8 protein-coding genes are annotated in these 16846 nt (G+C 46.8%); 4 read left to right on the top strand and 4 right to left on the bottom strand.

What is annotated here, in order from left to right:
- The first annotated feature begins 3 nt into the window (after positions 1-3).
- From DSM02_RS03640 to DSM02_RS03655, 4 genes are read left to right on the top strand one after another with little or no spacing between them, the layout of a single operon-like run.
- Positions 4-1887, top strand: a complete 1884-nt coding sequence (locus tag DSM02_RS03640; protein WP_128764392.1) for a rhamnogalacturonan lyase — start codon at positions 4-6, stop codon at positions 1885-1887.
- Positions 1884-4775 (top strand): exo-beta-1,4-galactosidase, encoded by a 2892-nt coding sequence (locus DSM02_RS03645; protein WP_205875075.1) that lies wholly within the window; start codon positions 1884-1886, stop codon positions 4773-4775. Before DSM02_RS03640 ends, DSM02_RS03645 begins: the two co-directional genes overlap by 4 nt.
- A complete protein-coding gene (locus tag DSM02_RS03650; protein ID WP_128764393.1) occupies positions 4772-8431 on the top strand; it encodes a DUF4450 domain-containing protein in 3660 nt (1219 codons plus the stop codon). The genes DSM02_RS03645 and DSM02_RS03650 overlap by 4 nt, the downstream gene beginning before the upstream one ends.
- Positions 8421-10574 carry a hypothetical protein gene (locus tag DSM02_RS03655; RefSeq protein WP_128764394.1) on the top strand — a complete coding sequence of 718 codons (2154 nt, stop codon included), beginning with the start codon at positions 8421-8423 and terminating at the stop codon, positions 10572-10574. Before DSM02_RS03650 ends, DSM02_RS03655 begins: the two co-directional genes overlap by 11 nt.
- A 41-nt stretch (positions 10575-10615) precedes the next feature.
- On the opposite strand, the gene DSM02_RS03660 is transcribed toward DSM02_RS03655, so the two are convergent.
- The 4 genes from DSM02_RS03660 to DSM02_RS03675 all read right to left on the bottom strand — a co-directional run bounded on the left by DSM02_RS03660 (position 10616) and on the right by DSM02_RS03675 (position 16712).
- Positions 10616-11554 (bottom strand): glycoside hydrolase family 43 protein, encoded by a 939-nt coding sequence (locus tag DSM02_RS03660; RefSeq protein WP_128764395.1) that lies wholly within the window; start codon positions 11552-11554, stop codon positions 10616-10618.
- A 173-nt stretch (positions 11555-11727) separates the two neighbouring features.
- Positions 11728-12624, bottom strand: a complete 897-nt coding sequence (locus tag DSM02_RS03665; RefSeq protein WP_240673973.1) for an alpha/beta hydrolase — start codon at positions 12622-12624, stop codon at positions 11728-11730.
- A gap of 202 nt (positions 12625-12826) precedes the next feature.
- Positions 12827-13951, bottom strand: coding sequence for a glycoside hydrolase family 88/105 protein (locus DSM02_RS03670; protein WP_128764397.1), 1125 nt, complete (start codon positions 13949-13951; stop codon positions 12827-12829).
- Positions 13952-13970: 19 nt separating this feature from the next.
- Entirely contained in the window at positions 13971-16712 is a 2742-nt protein-coding gene (locus tag DSM02_RS03675; protein WP_128764398.1) for a glycosyl hydrolase, read from the bottom strand.
- Positions 16713-16846: the final 134 nt, after the last annotated feature.

Genomic DNA, 16846 nt, shown 5'->3' on the forward strand with positions numbered 1-16846 from the left:
CCTATGAAAACAAAACGCGCCTCCTACTCTTTCTTTTTAATCATCAGCCTCTTAAGTATATTGAGTTGCACGGCACAACGCCTGATGGAAAATCTGGACCGAGGCCTGATCGCCATTCCGCAAGAAAATAACACGGCTGTGATCAGTTGGCGGGTTTTAGGAACAGATCCCGATGATATTCAATTCAATCTATACCGTCAGGCTAAAGGTATGCAACCTCAGAAATTGAATGATAAACCCATTACAGGCGCCACTTTTTTTAAAGACTCAGCTATTGATTGGTCTCAGGAGAATAGCTGGTATGTTACTTCTGTTTTAAATACTGAAGAGCAGCGTGAACCGGGTTCGTATACCATTCCGGTCAATAGCGAATTAAACCCCTATCACAGCATCCCGTTACAAACCCCTGAAGGCTACTTTCCCGGCGATGCCAGTGTGGGTGATCTGGATGGCGACGGGGAATATGAAATCGTTTTACACGTAAACGGTCGCGGTCACGATAATTCACATCGCGGTTTAACCGATGCGCCCATTCTGCAGGCCTACAAACTGGACGGCACATTGTTATGGGAAATCAATTTGGGGAAAAACATACGCGAAGGGGCGCATTACACCCAGTTTCTCGTGTACGACTTTGACAGCGATGGCAAAGCCGAACTGGTTTGTAAAACGGCAGATGGCACCACCGACGCCGCAGGAATCGTCCTTGGGGACCCGGAAGCCGATTGGCGCGATACCGATGAAAAAAGCAAAACCTACGGAAAGATATTAGAAGGACCGGAGTTCCTCACCGTTTTTGATGGCGAAACGGGAAAAGCCGTCGCTACTACAGACTACATTCCGCCACGGGGTGATATTGGCGCCTGGGGCGGTCACGGCGGAAATGGAGGTAACGACAGTTCCGGCAATCGCGTGGATCGCTTTACAGCCTGTGTGGCGTATTTAGACGGCATGCATCCCAGCATCGTGATGGGCCGCGGGTATTACGGTCGCACTGTTTTGGCAGCTTTCGATTTTAAAAATAACCAACTGAAATCCCGTTGGGTTTTTGATTCGGAAAATGGGGATAATCCGTATTCCGGGCAGGGGAATCACAACCTATCGGTCGCCGATGTGGATGACGACGGTAAAGATGAAATCATTTTTGGGGCAATGACTGTTGACGACGACGGCAGCGGGTTGTATACTACGGGCTTTAGACACGGCGATGCGATTCACGTAAGCGATCTGGATCCCGAGGTTCCGGGTCTCGAGCGTTTTGGTATTCACGAGATTGAAGAAGGAACGAAAGGCCCCGGAGTGGTGTTGTTTTCGGCTAAAGACGGAAAAGTACTCTTTACTGCAATGCCCAATCAGGACGTGGGACGCGGAGTCGCGGCCAATATTGATACCACCCGCGTAGGAGCTCAAATGTGGTGGCTGGGCTCCCGCCAATTGCACGACATTAAAGGAAATCCCATTGGGGAAGCGCCGCGATCGGCCAACTTTCTGATCTGGTGGGACGGCGATTACAGCCGCGAGATTTTAAATCGAAATTATATCGACAAATACGGAAAAGGTCGCCTGTTCACAGCAGAAGGCGCACACGCTATAAATGGAACAAAAGCTACTCCGTCTCTTAGCGCAGACATCCTGGGCGACTGGCGGGAAGAATTGATTTTACCCAGCGATGACGGTACCGAACTGCGCATATACACCACCCCCATTCCCACCAAACACCGCATGTACACGCTGATGCACGATCCGCAATACCGCCTGAGTATCGCCTGGCAGAATGTAGGCTATAACCAGCCGCCGCATCTGGGCTTTTATTTTGGTCATGGTCTAAAAAGCATTCCAAAACCGAATATCAGGCTGATTCCTGAAAACCTGAAGAACGCGAAATGATGCTTTTGAAACTAAAAATACCAGTTGCAATCGTCTTGTTCATTCTGTGCTATTCAGCGCTTGCTCAAACCCGGGACACCCTGGATCTGGAAGGAAGCTGGGCATTTCAAATAGACCGTAACGACCTTGGTACAGTCGAAAAATGGTTTACCCAAAAATTAAAAGATAACATTATCCTTCCCGGATCGATGCTCACCAACAATAAGGGCAACGACATCAGCATCGCAACCCAATGGACCGGCAGCATTTACGACAGCTCGTTTTACTTCAATCCGCGCTATAAAAAATACCAGCAACCCGGGGATGTGAAATTTCCGTTTTGGCTCACGCCGAAAAAAGAATACGTGGGAGCCGCCTGGTATCAAAAGGAAGTCAACATTCCCAAAGACTGGAAAAACCAGCGACTCTATCTGTTTCTCGAACGGGCACATACGGAAACCGTAGTCTGGCTTGATGATACCCCACTTGGGATGCAAAACTCCATGGTAGCTCCGCATCAGTACGAACTCCCGGCCGATATCAAAGCGGGTAAACACACGCTTACGATCCGGGTAGACAACCGCATTAAAGAGATCAACGTAGGACCGGACTCCCACAGCCTCACCGATCATACTCAGGGCAACTGGAACGGCATCATCGGCAAACTCAAACTCATCGCTACGCCATCGGTGTATATGGGAACTATTCAGGCCTATCCCAATCGGGAGCAAAAAGAAATCCTCTTTAAAATTCCTGTTAATCAGGCGGAAACCAAAAAGACTACAATCACCCTAAATCTTAATCTTTCCACCTTCAATACTTCTGAAACGACCGATTTCAACTTCCGCAAAAAAGAGGTTCGCCTCACTGAAAAAACCGACACGCTAGAGGTCACTTATCCGCTGGGCGAAAACCTGAAGCTTTGGGACGAATTCCATCCCTCCTTGTACCGTGCGCATTTCAGCCTAACCTCGAAAGCAGGTACCGACGATCTGGAACTAACCTTCGGAATTCGTGATTTTAAAACCCAGGGCCGAAGCTTTACGATAAACGACCGGCCCACCTTTTTACGAGGAACGCTAGACAATGCCATTTTCCCGCTAACCGGCTATCCGCCGATGGATGTACCCTCCTGGGAACGTATTTTTCGCATCATCAAAAACCACGGACTCAACCATGTGCGCTACCATTCCTGGTGTCCGCCCGAAGCCGCCTTTAAAGCCGCAGACCGTCTAGGAATCTATTTGCAACCCGAAGGCCCCAGTTGGGCCAATCACGGGACTGCGCTGGGCGTGGGCCGCAACATCGACCGGTATATTTATGAGGAAACCAACCGCATGATGCAGCAGTATGGCAATTATGCCTCGTACGTTATGATGGCTTACGGTAACGAACCTCGTGGCAAGCAGGTGGAATACCTTACTGCGTTTAACGATTATTGGAAGCAAAAAGACGCACGGCGTTTGTACACTGGGGCTTCGGTGGGCGGTAGCTGGCCGGTAATCCCCAACAACGAATTTATGGTACGCGGTGGTGCCCGCGATCTCGACTGGAAAAATCACGCTCCCCAATCGGTAAACGATTTCAGCGAAAACATCAAAGACTTTAAAGTTCCCTTTGTATCTCACGAAACCGGGCAGTATTGCGTATTTCCCAATTTTGACGAAATCAAAAAATACACCGGGGCTTACGAAGCCCGAAATTTCGAACTCTTTCAGGAAGATCTTGCCGATCATCATATGAGCGATCAGGCCGATACTTTTTTTAAAGCTTCCGGAAAATTACAAGTGCTGGCGTATAAATACAGTATTGAAAAAGCGATGCGCACTCCCGGTTACTCGGGTTATCAATTGCTTTCCCTGAGTGATTACAGCGGACAGGGAACCGCGCTTGTGGGGATTTTAGACGCCTTCTGGGATGCCAAGCCTTATGTAAATGCGGAAGAATGGCGGGAGTTTAGCAGCGAAACGGTACCCTTGGCAAAACTTCCAAAATTTGTATTTACCAATGCCGAAGAATTTAAGGCTGAAATTCAAATCGCACATTACGGAAAAGCAAAACGTATCACCAATCAAAGTTGGTCCATCACAGATGAAAAGGGTGAGGAACTGGCTTCAGGAACCTTTAACCAACCCGAGATCAATTACGGACTTTCAAATTTGGGCGTTGTTGAATTTTCACTTCGCGAAATTGATACCGCTCAAAAATTAACTCTGGAGGTAAGCATCGATGATACGGATTTTAAAAACCATTGGGACTTTTGGGTATTCCCGGAAGCACTTCCGAAGCTGGCAAGCAGCGTTTATGAATGCACCGAGTTAGACGAAAAAGCGCTGGAGGTATTGGAAAAGGGCGGTACGGTTTTACTCCATGCCGCTGGCAAAATCGTCAAAGGCGCGGAAGTGGCGCAGACCTTTCTCCCGGTGTTCTGGAATACTTCCTGGTTTCAGATGCGACCGCCGCATACCTTGGGCATTGTTGTAGATCCGGAGCATCCGCTCTTTCAGGATTTCCCAACCGATTTTCACAGCGATTTGCAATGGTGGAGCATTCTAAACAAACAGCAGGTGATGCATTTGGAGGACTTCCCTCCTACTTTTAAACCCCTGATTCAGCCTATTGATACCTGGTTTATGAACCGGCGTCTCGCTATGGCTTTTGAAGCACGAGTAGGTAACGGAAAGCTGATGGTCATCAGTGTAGACCTCAACGATTCCAAAAAAGATGCTGCCGCCCACCAACTCTACTACAGCCTGCAACAGTATATGAATTCGGATGATTTTAATCCTGAGACTAAACTGGAATCCAAACTGATTCAGGACTTATTTACAACTCCGTCTCGGCAACAATTTGACAAGTACACCAAAGACAGCCCTGATGAGTTGAAACCTAAAAACGAAGGAAAATGAAAACCTACGCACTCCACAGAATTTTTGGCCTGGCAGTGTTGACGCTCGTATTAAATACGAGTTTGTTAAAGGCTCAGGAACAAAAACCATGGCACGATCAAAACCGGAAAATCCATTACAAACCTGACGGAAATAGCTTTGTCCTGGTAAACGGAACCCGGAAATTCAATCGGGCGCTGTATGGCACCAATACTGGATTTCGAGTAGAAACCGGAGATTTACCGGAGTTTGCCTTATACCTACCTGGTATGGGAGGAAATTTCAAGTTAGGGATTTCAAAAGGAGGAGATTCAAAATGGATCACCGAGGCTGACAGCATTGTTACAACATACACACCCGGCAGGATGCATTATGAAATTAGGGATGCGCTTTTAGAAGATGGTTTTATGAAGATTACCGTTGTAGCTTCCGCTGATACCGAAGCGTTAATTCTAAAAGTAGGCGAACATAAGATACCTAAGAACGTTTCCATCAACTGGTTGTTCGGCGGTGCCAGCGGGAAGAAATTCCATAGAGATGGGGATATTGGTGCAGATCCCGAGTCAGTGTTCTACCTGCAACCGGAATATGCCAAACATAACAACTATACTTTAAAAGAAAATAGCTTTCTCTTAGACTTCAATTGGGACAAAAAAACACAAACCAATAAAAAATCTTTGCTTGCAAAAGTTCCCCAGGGAACCCTAAGCTTGGGAAGCGCAAACGCCATAGATAATCCACGAATTCTAAAAAATTCTGCGGTTGATTCGCTCCCGGTGGTGTACGGTTCAGTTGAAAGAAATGCAACAAAAACCTACTATTGGTATATAGAAAACACCACTAAAAACAGTGCTGTTCAGCAAGGTACGCTAGCAAAAGCATTTGAGCAGGCCCTTTACAAAGCCGATACCTTGGCCAATCGGGTTCGTTTAAATACTCCAGATCCGTATCTGAATACGCTGGGAGGTGCGCTTGCAACGGCTGCAGATGCGATCTGGGAAGATCCTGCTTTTTTACACGGTGCGGTAGCCTGGCGGATGCACCTCAACGCCTGGCGCGGTGCGTATAATGCCAATGTACTGGGCTGGCACGACCGGGCAAAAACGCATTTTAAAAGCTATGGGAATGCTCAGGTTTTAGAACCGGAAACCGGACCGGTGGTTTTAGACAGCAGCCGCAATTTTGCCCGCCAAAAAGAAGTATTGGGTACTTCGATGTTCAGCAAAGGCTATATCAGCAGACATCCCAACCGGAAGGATCGCGCACATCACTATGATATGAACCTGGTTTTTATAGACCAGCTGCTTACCCATTTCAACTGGAACGACGATCCCACATTTTTAGAAGAAATTTTTCCGGTCATTGAACGGCATTTAGCCTGGGAAAAACGCAATTACGATACCGATGATGATGGACTCTACGATGCGTATGCAGCGATCTGGGCAAGTGATGCCTTACAATACAGCGGCGGCTCGGTCACCTATACTTCAGCATACAATTACCGCGCGAATGTACTCGCCGCAAAGCTTGCCACGCGTTTAGGTAAAACTGCACAACCCTATCTGGACGAAGCAGCTAAAATTAAAAATGCCATTCAAAACACCCTTTGGTTACCCGCTCAGGGCGTTTATGCCGAATATAAAGATGCTTTGGGCAAAGAACTGCTCCATAAATCTCCGGGAATCTGGACGGTCTATCACGCATTGGATAAAGGCATCGCTGATGATTTTGAAGCTTATGAAAGTTTAAATTATGTAACCCGGGAAATCCCGCATATTCCGGTTCAGGCTACAGGATTACCGCATCCCGATTTAGAGCTGGTCTCTACAACAAACTGGCAGCCTTATACCTGGTCTGTAAATAATGTGGCGCTGGCTGAAAACCTCAATATGGCACTCGCCTACTGGCAAGGAAACCAACCCGAAAATGCGTATAAACTTTTTGAAAGTGCACTTCTAGAAAGTATGTATCTGGGAGCTTCTCCTGGTGGTTTTCAGCAATTATCGTTTTATGATGCCATTCGCGGAGAACTCTATCGGGATTTTGCCGACCCTATCGGCGTAGCTTCCCGCGCTCTGGTAGAAGGACTTTTTGGGATTCAACCGGATCTGCTCGATAAAAAACTACGCATAAAACCCGGTTTCCCGGAAGCATGGGATCACGCAAGCCTTGATCTACCGGATGTAGCGCTTTCCTTTAAACGAACAGCAAACGAATTGGTTTATCAGATCGAAAATAAATTGGATACCGATTTAAATTTAGAATTAGAATTAAACCTGAATACCACCAGGATTAAGGATGTTTTGGTCAATGGAAATTCCGTGAATTATCAACTTAAAACGGAAGCTATCGGTAAACCAAAAATTCTAATCCCAGCCGGTATTCATAAGGCCTACACGATTCAGGTAATTACAAAGGATTCAACTCCTGAAGCCCTTCAATGCAAAGCATCCTACACCCCGGGAGCTTTTGTTGCGATCACATCACAGAATGCAGAACTCCTCGAACTCAAAGACCCTCAAAAAGTTTTGACAAACACAGCAATTTCAACGCAAAAGCTGTCTGGAACTATTGCTTCTGAATCCGGAAACAAAATGCTTTTTATCAAGCTAAAACAAGATGAAATGACGTGGTGGCAACCGCTTGAAATTCAGGTAAAACCCAAATTTCAAATCCTGTCAACGCAATTGAAAAAAGACAGTCTGGGAATCACTATTCAAAACAACACAGATACAAAGGTTTCCGGCACTTTAAAAATCAACCATAAAGCAGCACAACAAGTAAGCTTCGAAGCAAACGCTCCAGCTACCCTAACACGCGCACTGTCCCAATGCTTTCCGGGAACGAACGAGCTTCAACTCGATTTAGCTTCCGGAGAAAAAGTGCTGCTACCCTTCACCAATTGGGACATCCCAAACTCCAGGATGGAACAACAAACAATGCTAAATATCAGTGACTTTTTTAATGCACGGGTAGACGAAGTATTTCAGCAGCAGTATTTGAGTCCGCGCCCAGAGTCTCCTACTTTGCAGCTTCCGACAACCGGGGTCGGTAACTGGTGTTATCCCAATGTCGCTGAAGATATTCATCTGGACGATTCCGGACTTCGGGAGGCTTCGGGAACTCGAGGATTCATCCAGGGCCCCGAAAAGATTTTTTACGCAACGCCTTCAGAAGAACAAGCTTTTAATAGTGCGTTTACCTCAAAATGGGATACCTATCCCGATTCGATTACGATTCCGCTTGAAGGAACTGCATCACACGCTTATTTGATGATGGCAGGCACCACAAACCCCATGCAAACGCAACTGGTGAATGGCACGGTAACCGTCACCTATACTGATGGAACTACGACGACTTTAGAACTTAAAAATCCTGAAAACTGGTGGCCTATTGAACAGGATTATTATACAGACGGCTATGCCTTCATCACCGGTGCGCCGAGACCTCCTCGCGTTATTTTCAAAACGGGGGAAATCACACGCGATTTTAAAAACTATAAAGGCATACACGGCTTTACGAATTACGGAATTGATGGCGGTGCGGGAACGATTCTCGACCTTCCGCTCGCCCCGCAAAAAACACTAGAAAAACTAACCCTTGAAGCTCAAGCCAATGATGTGATCATCGGCTTGATGAGTCTGACTTTACTGAAACCACAACGCAATGAAAACTAAATTCTGGATCACGTCGCTCTTTTTGGCACTATGCATTACCGGATGCCAAAAGGAACAAAAAACTACCGAAACCCAAAGTATGGCTATAGACCGAAAAGCGGTCGTTACCCGTCACAACGTTCACATTTCTCAAGTAGATACGCTGGCTTCATTAACCGTGGGTAACGGCGCTTTTGCATTTACCACAGATGTCACAGGACTGCAAAGCTTTCCTGATTTTTATCAAAACGGAATCCCGTTAGGCACCTTGTCTGAATGGGGATGGAACGCGAAACCTAACGACTCGGATTATCGTTTTGAAGAAACCCTCAAGGACTACGATCAAAACGGAAGAAAAGTTTCGTATTCCACGCAGATAAAAACTCCCCAACACGCCAAGGAAGCTGTTGATTTTTTTCGCTCAAACCCGCATCGGGTGCATTTGGGCAATCTGGGTTTTGAACTGACTAAAAAAGATGGTACTCCGGTTAAACCCGAAGACCTTCAGGATATTGACCAAACCTTAGATTTATGGACGGGTATACTCACCAGTAAATTTACACTAGAAGGTGTTCCGGTAGAAGTTCAAACCGCAAGCGACCAAAACAGCGACGCCATTGCTGTAACCGTAAATTCTGAATTGATCAACAGCGGCCAACTGAAAATTCGTTTGCGCTTTGCTTCACCTACTGCTGCCTGGTCTGATTATGGAACGCAGTGGAAAAATCCTGAGCGATACGTGAGCGGAATTATACAGCAAAATGATACTTCCGTTTTAATCGAGCGTAAATTGGATTCACTGAACTATAAGGTTGCTTTAAATTGGAAAGGAACCGCAAAGGTTTCTGAAAAGGAGGATCACTATTTTCTCGTAGAACCTACCGGCCATCAAATTGCGCTCACCTGCACATTTTCTGATGCGCAAACCCTTAAAGAAAACCAAGCCGAAACCATCTACAACAACAGTCAGGAGGCCTGGCAAAACTATTGGATGAACGGCGGAATTGTGGACTTCTCAGGAAGTACAGATCCGCGGGCAGATGAATTAGAACGGCGTGTGGTGCTCTCCCAATATTTGACCAAAGCACAAACTGCCGGGGCGATGCCACCACAAGAAACGGGACTCACTTACAACAGCTGGTATGGCAAACCCCATCTGGAAATGCACTGGTGGCATGGCGTACATTATGCGCTGTGGGGCAGACCTCAATATCTGGAAAATACACTCCACTGGTATGAGACTGCTTTTGAAAAAGCTAAAAAGCTAGCAAAAAGACAAGGTTTTAAAGGTGCACGCTGGCAAAAAATGACCGATCCTTATGGCGATGAAGGTCCATCTTCTGTGGGTGCTTTTCTCATCTGGCAACAACCGCATTTTATCACCTTTGCCGAATTGCTCTACCGTGCAGATGCCAGCAATACGACTCTCAATAAATATAAAGAACGCGTATTTGCTACAGCCGATTTTATGGCCTCCTTTCCCGATTATGATAACAAAAACGATCGCTATGTTTTAGGTCCGCCGGTAATACCCGCGCAGGAACGCTTTGAAAAAACCCAAACCTACAATCCTGCTTACGAACTCGCCTATTGGAATTGGGCGCTTAAAACTGCTTCTGAATGGAAAAAACGCCTGGGAGAAGCCGTTCCTGAACAATGGAATGAAGTTTTGGAAAAGCTTTCGGCACTGCCGGTTCAGGAAGACTATTACTTAGCTACGGAAAGCGCAACCGACTCGTATACCAATCCCGAATTTTTAACCGATCACCCTTCGGTTTTTGGCACTTTTGGAATGCTTCCGGAAACCAGTCTGCTTGATAAAGTTACGATGCGTAACACCTTCGATAAGGTCTGGGATGTATGGACATGGGAAGATACCTGGGGTTGGGATTTCCCGATGACCGCGATGACCGCTGCCCGTTTAGGAATGCCTGAAAAAGCCATTGATGCGTTATTTATGGATGTGCAAACCAATACCTATCTCAAAAACGGACACAATTATCAGGAAGAACGCTTAACGCTGTATATGCCCGGAAATGGAGGTTTATTGACCGCTGTGGCGATGATGTGCGCTGGATGGGATGGTGCCGAAACCAAAAATCCGGGCTTTCCGAAAGACGGCAGCTGGAAGGTTAAATGGGAGGGATTGGAACCGTTCTTTTAAGTCGCATTACGACTTTAGTAAAATTAAAACCGCCCAGCCTTTTATTTAAATAAAGCGGCTTTAATCTGTTCCAATTCTTGTTTAGAAACGCGTATCGCAGTGCCGTGTCGAATCCCATCAGGAAAGGAAACCTGATCAGAAATATCGGTCCATTTTTTTAAATCGGTAGATTGTACCGCGCCGTATTGATGGTCGGTATATTTATCAAAATAGACCAGCCACTCCCCGTCTTTCTGAATCAGCGTAGGTCCTTCGGCCCAGTAGTTTCCGGTAATGGGTTCGCTTGCTTCCGAATAGGGTCCGGTTAGGTTTTGTGCGGTGGCTACTTTGAGGTTTTTGCGTGCCGGTTCACGGGTTTCGTCTTTTAAAACCATCACATATTGTTTCCCGTCCCATTGAATGGTGGCATCTATCGAATTGAAACCAGGTTCGTAAAGCACCTGGGCTTTGCTAAACTCTTTAAAATCTTTCGTAAGCGTATAATACATCCGGTGGTTATACCCCGCATCCAGTTCCGATTGCGTTTCGGGATACAAACCGGGGATGGTTGTCGCCCAGTAGATCATATACTCCTCGTTTTGGGCATCATAGGTGATCTCCGGCGCCCAGCAGTTACGCGCCGTTTCTTCGTGTTGCATCACCGGAATCAAGTGCTGTTCAGACCAGTGTATCAAATCATCGGAGGAGGCATAACCGATGCCCCGCTCGGTCCAGCCTGTGGTCCACACCATATGATACTTACCATCTCCCCCTTTGATGACTGCCGGATCCCGCATCAGTTTTTGCTTCCCCACTTCGGGGGTAAGAATAGACTGATCGTTGTTTAAAGACTTCCAATGCAGCGCGTCGGTACTGTAGGCCAGATGTAACCCATCTTCGCCATTGCCTTTAAAATAGGTGAAAATATAGGCCGGATCCTGGGCTTTGCAGGAGGTGCATGCAAAGGCTAGTATTAAAAGAATAGATAGTTTTCGGAGCATAATTAAAACGTGTATAATGGGCTTGTATCTGCAGTAGCAATCCTAGCAGCCTGTCCCCTCGAGCGCAGTCGAGAGGTTGTAAAACTCAATTTATAATCGCAAGGTCTCGTCCTGAAAACATTCGGAAGCGCTCGACCAAACATTTAAATCCTGATATCATTAAGTAGTGATTTTTATTCAGACACCAACCCATGCTTTTGCATCCATAAAGTTAAAGCTTCGGGCCAGGAATTTGCAGTGGCAGTACGTCCCATTCCAAAACCGTGACCCCCGTCTTCATAGAGGTGCATTTCGGTAGGAACACCAGCATCTTTGAGCGCTAAATAATACCGAATACTGTTTTCTACAGGCACCGCACCATCATCGGTTGCGTGTACCAAAAAGGTCATGGGAGTTTCAGGCGTGACCTGATATTCTCCACTGGTGTTGTAAACCTCAGCCTGAGTGGTTTTTTTGCCCAGCAAATTATCACGCGAGCCCTGATGTGTGATGCCGCTTTGCATACTAATCACCGGATAGATCAACACTGCAAAATCAGGCCGGGCTGAAACCCCTTCCGTACTCGTATAAACGGCACCGGCATAATGTGTAGAGGCTGTGGAAGCCAAATGTCCCCCGGCAGAAAAACCCATGATCCCCACTTTTGAAGCATCTATACCATAATCTCCGGCGTGTTGCCGCACATAGCGAATGGCGCGCTGAGCATCTTGTAGCGGCCCTATACTTTTATCCTGCATAATGCGATCGTGGGGCAAACGGTATTTGAGTACAAAACCGGTCACGCCCTGTTCGGCAAACCAGGCTCCCAGTTTATAACCTTCCTTATTAATGGCCAGATGACTGTAGCCGCCACCGGGACAAATCACTACGGCTGTTCCGTTTGCTGTTCCGGCTTCTGGAGTGAAAATGGTCAATGTGGGATTTGTGACCTTTCCATAACCACGGATTTCCTCACCGTCAAACTGTTGTTCTTCAGTATAGTTTTCATCGGCAATACTTCCGGGCACTTCATCCCAAAGTTCGACTTCCTGCTGTTGCGCAATAAGGGCGTTGCTTGCAAATAAGCTCATTAAAAGTAGGTGTTTGAATTTCATCCTGTAATTTAAATAAATTACTTCGGGCTAAGCCCAAGAAGCATTAAATTGAATAATCCATTTTTAGAACACGTGTTAGCGCGCGATTGTATCGCGTAATGATAAATCTCGATTCTCGAGTAAATCCGGTTAAACAAGCGTTGTTTTTATAAGCCACTTCCCAGTAATACGAAACTTGCTACTCTTCGAGACGGTACATTTCGGCACCTGCTAACAGAAAACAACCCAAACCATAATCCTCAAAATCCGGTTGCTTGGTATACGAAAGCGGCTGCCCGTCTTTAGGTTCTTTTCCGGTAGATTGCAACCACCCCAGGAATCCGTTTTCGTGTAAGCTTTCCGTGGTCAGAGCATTCCAGGCTTTAGTAACTACGGGTAAATAGGTTTCACGGTCTAAGAGATCGTTATTGATCCCGTACGCGATTCCGTAGACAAACAAGGCGGTTCCTGAAGCTTCCTTCCCTCCAAAATGCGTGGGATCGTGCAAACTCACATTCCAAAAGCCGTCCTTGCGCTGAACCTTAACCAGTGCTTCAGCCATCGCCTGCAAGTCTTCAACATACTGCTCGCGGTGTGGCGCATCTTCGGGAATGATCGAAAGCGTTTTGGCCAGAGCAGCGATCACCCAACCGTTACCGCGACTCCAATACGAATCTTCCCCATTCGGTTCAGTATACGGGGGATCAAAATCGGCATCCCGCCACCAGAGTCCGTCTTCCGGATTAAAAAGTCCGTTTCCACCGATCACATTTCGGCTTTCCATATACATCTGGTACATTTTATCAAAATAGCGAGGATCATTCTCGAGCACTCCCATTTTGGCAAACACCGGCATCCCCATTTGTATGGCGTCAATCCAGTCCCAATCGTCCTGTTGCGGGGTATGTAAAAACTTCTGCATACAGGCACGCGTATTTTTCAGCTTTTCCGGATCGGGTTGCAGATTGTATAAATCAATATAGGTCTGAGCTGCATCATAATCATCGGCATTGCGGGTTTCATTCCCACTACGGAAGCCCCACTGGTGAAAATTAGCCCAATCCAAAGCATAGTTGTAGTACTCCGCTTTGGGATAGATTTCGTGCAGGGCCATCAATCCCTCATAATACACCCCACGCGTCCAGATATGACTGGGACGCTCTTTATTGGTGATAATGGTTTTACCCACATCCGGCCATTTTTCCATAAAATAGGCATTAGCGAGTTGCATGTCTCGGAGAATCGCATCTCGTTCTATCGGTTTTTGGGCAGCACAATTAAGACTGAAAAGTGCAGTGAGCAGGAGTATAAATAGCTTATTCATTAGAATTGATTTAAAGGTATTAGTGGGTTTCGGTTGTAAGCGGAATCAAACGTACAGGTCCTAACAATCCCGAAGGGGTAGGCTCCCAGACGGAAGCATCAAAGGCTTTATAATCTTTATTGACCATATTGATCTCGTAAAAATTCTTCCACTCTTCCCCGCGCAGTTCTTTGGCGCGGATTCGGTTTGCGGCCAGATTGGTCACCTTAATTTTCAGGGTATTGGTGCCGGACTTGAGTGGACCCAAATCCAATTGATAAGGCACAGACCACGCAGTACCCACATACGCATTGTTGAGCCAGACTTCAGCACTTTCCCGCACATCACCCAGACTTAATCTCCAGGAATCAGCAGATGTTGTGGGTTTTTTAAAGCTGGTGGTATATACCGCAGTACCTGAAAAATGCTCGGCATCTTCGCCCAGAGTCGTCCAGGATTTCAGGGTATTCAGCGCTGCAGCTTTGGGTAGAACGGGACCGCCTTTTTCAAAAGTGAGTTGCCAGTCTTGATCTAAAACAAGGCCTTCATCAAGAGGTTCGGTATACGTCCAAGGTTTAATACCTTCAGGAACCTGAGTTTTTAAAATCAGTGCATCTCCGGAAGCGATCTGCACCTTGACTTCGGTTTTCCCGTTTACGGTACGGGTGATGGCCCGGCCGGTTTTACGATTAAGCGGATCTAAGAGCGCCACCTCATCGGCCGCAACCGCAAGCGGAATAAACTGGTCTACCGCTTTTGAAGTATGATTGACGAGGTAATAAATTTTGGAGTCACCAGCACTACGGCGGATGAATTTGAGTCCACTCTCCACCAGCCGTTCCGGATAGACGCCCGCAGCATTCAAGCCAGAATCCAAATCGACACCGCTCAGCTTGTTTTGAGCGATCAGGTTTTGCAGGGCTTCCGTTTGCTGTTTGTATTCAAAAAATCCCGGAACACCTTCCGGCAAACCGGTAAAAATCACGGAAGCTCCGGCATCTTTTAAGGCTACTAGTTTTTGCAGGGTGGCCAAAGGCATAAATTCACAGTCCGGGACAACCAGTGATTTGTAGCTGCCGCCCGGCAGTACAATTTTTCCATTGACAACTTTGGCTTTTGCCAAAAAATCATCCGAAAGGAAATCAACGCCATAGCCTTTTTGCATCAGCTCATTGGTGGTTGCATAAAACGGAGTATCCAGCAACCACTCGTTAAGGGAATGAATTTTAAACTGAAAAAACAACTGCCCACCTTTAAAGCTGTTATACTGATCGTAAATGGGCCAGTACAGTAAGGTCTCATTATCGGGTTGGCCTTCCTGCAAAACACTTTGCACATTGGCCAAATACGAAAACAGTGCCGGTGCATCTTCCCAAATGCTGTTCTTCGGACTAAAATTTACCGAAGCGTAAAACTTCCAGCCCGGCCAGCCCGCGCGCTCCGGCGAATAGGTAGAGCCGTGCAAAAAAATATGATTTACGCCGTTAAGCAAAAGCTCTTCGGCTTCCGGTTTGGTTTGTGAAAGTGCGGTTTTAAAATGCTCCCGCAACCAGGTAAAGGTCTCGGAAGAAATCAGGGGTTTCCCCGCAATATGCCCTGCACTGGAAGAGAACTTCAACATCACCGGATCAGCATCCCCGGTACGGATGTTTTCGGCCTCGCGTCTAAATCCGGCAATGTCATAAGGCATAGAGCCAAAGGTCTCACACTCTGGAATATCTGCCGATGCGTACAGATCGATCAGGTTTCCCGGCGAACCATGGGCCTGCAGTTTGGTCTTAAAGCCGTGCTTGTTCGCCCAGTCGGTCCAGGGTTCATCAAAACGATGCAGCAATAAATCGGACAAGGTTTCCCGATAATCACTTTTAACCCGGTTGCCCAGATCCGTATCGGTTTTACTCAATACTAAAGGGATATAGGGCTTTAGGTCATACCCGCGATACTCCTTAAAATACTCGAAGAATTTTGGGGTAAAATCCGTCCCATATACTTCATAACTGTCATTAAAAATCGCCCGGAGTTTACCCTTCAACTCAGCAAAAGCAGAATCGTAAGGTTGTACATAATCTTCAAAAGCTTCGGTAGAATAGTGATCGAGCGTATAACCCGCACCTCCCGGCGCGGAACGTTTTACCTGCTGCCCGGTTTTACCGGTAAATAGGGCGTAAAGCCTATAGTCGGAATCTTGTGGGGTCCAGTTGAGTCTTCCCTCGATTACCTTACCGGTTAGGTCGGTAAATTTTTCATCAGAATCATAAGCCAACAAGGCCGTGAGTGTCGCCGGTTGCTTTTCTTTAGAATCCGGAAGGATTTCCTGATTAAAAGGCTCCCCGCTTTTGAGCTGGTACTGCTGTACCACCAGTTTGGTCGCGGCATACTCCTGTTCTACCTGTGGTCCGCCATAGGGCCAGCCCGTTCCCAAAACCAGATCAACACCCAGTCCCAGACTGTCTGCTGTACGGAGGGTATAGTCTAACATCTCCAGCCATTTGGGAGACAAATGGTCCAGAAAATGAGCCTCCTCCCCTTTTGCACCGTAAATGGGAGTGATTTCTACCCCGCCCAAACCGGCTTCTTGAAAGGCAACAAGATGTGCTTTCAGGTTGGGTTTGTCAACCGCACTGCCCATCCACCACCAGCGCGTCCAGGGTTTTGTGGTATTATGAACTTCCGGCCAAAGCACCTCACCTGAGTCAGAAAAGTCTTTAGCTTCCTGAGACTTACAGCTCAATACAAGCACAAAACTCATGATATATATAAAAGAGTTGACGTAAAAACGCATAGAATTAGGATTTAAATCTGAAAATACAATGCATTGCACAAAGTCTCAAACCAAGCTAAAAGTAAGGGTTTAAGAAGCAAATGCTATCCTGTGCCGTCCTGTTGACACGCGCTACTGTCGCAGCTACTCTTTGT

Origin of the sequence: Leeuwenhoekiella polynyae (genome assembly GCF_004104075.1) — a bacterium.
Lineage (GTDB): Bacteria > Bacteroidota > Bacteroidia > Flavobacteriales > Flavobacteriaceae > Leeuwenhoekiella > Leeuwenhoekiella polynyae.

Coding starts and splice junctions, on each gene's coding strand:
- DSM02_RS03640 (WP_128764392.1), top strand. CDS start 4: ATGAAAACAAAACGCGCCTCCTACTCTTTCTTTTTAATCATCAGCCTC.
- DSM02_RS03645 (WP_205875075.1), top strand. CDS start 1,884: ATGATGCTTTTGAAACTAAAAATACCAGTTGCAATCGTCTTGTTCATT.
- DSM02_RS03650 (WP_128764393.1), top strand. CDS start 4,772: ATGAAAACCTACGCACTCCACAGAATTTTTGGCCTGGCAGTGTTGACG.
- DSM02_RS03655 (WP_128764394.1), top strand. CDS start 8,421: ATGAAAACTAAATTCTGGATCACGTCGCTCTTTTTGGCACTATGCATT.
- DSM02_RS03660 (WP_128764395.1), bottom strand. CDS start 11,554: ATGCTCCGAAAACTATCTATTCTTTTAATACTAGCCTTTGCATGCACC.
- DSM02_RS03665 (WP_240673973.1), bottom strand. CDS start 12,624: ATGAGCTTATTTGCAAGCAACGCCCTTATTGCGCAACAGCAGGAAGTC.
- DSM02_RS03670 (WP_128764397.1), bottom strand. CDS start 13,951: ATGAATAAGCTATTTATACTCCTGCTCACTGCACTTTTCAGTCTTAAT.
- DSM02_RS03675 (WP_128764398.1), bottom strand. CDS start 16,712: ATGCGTTTTTACGTCAACTCTTTTATATATATCATGAGTTTTGTGCTT.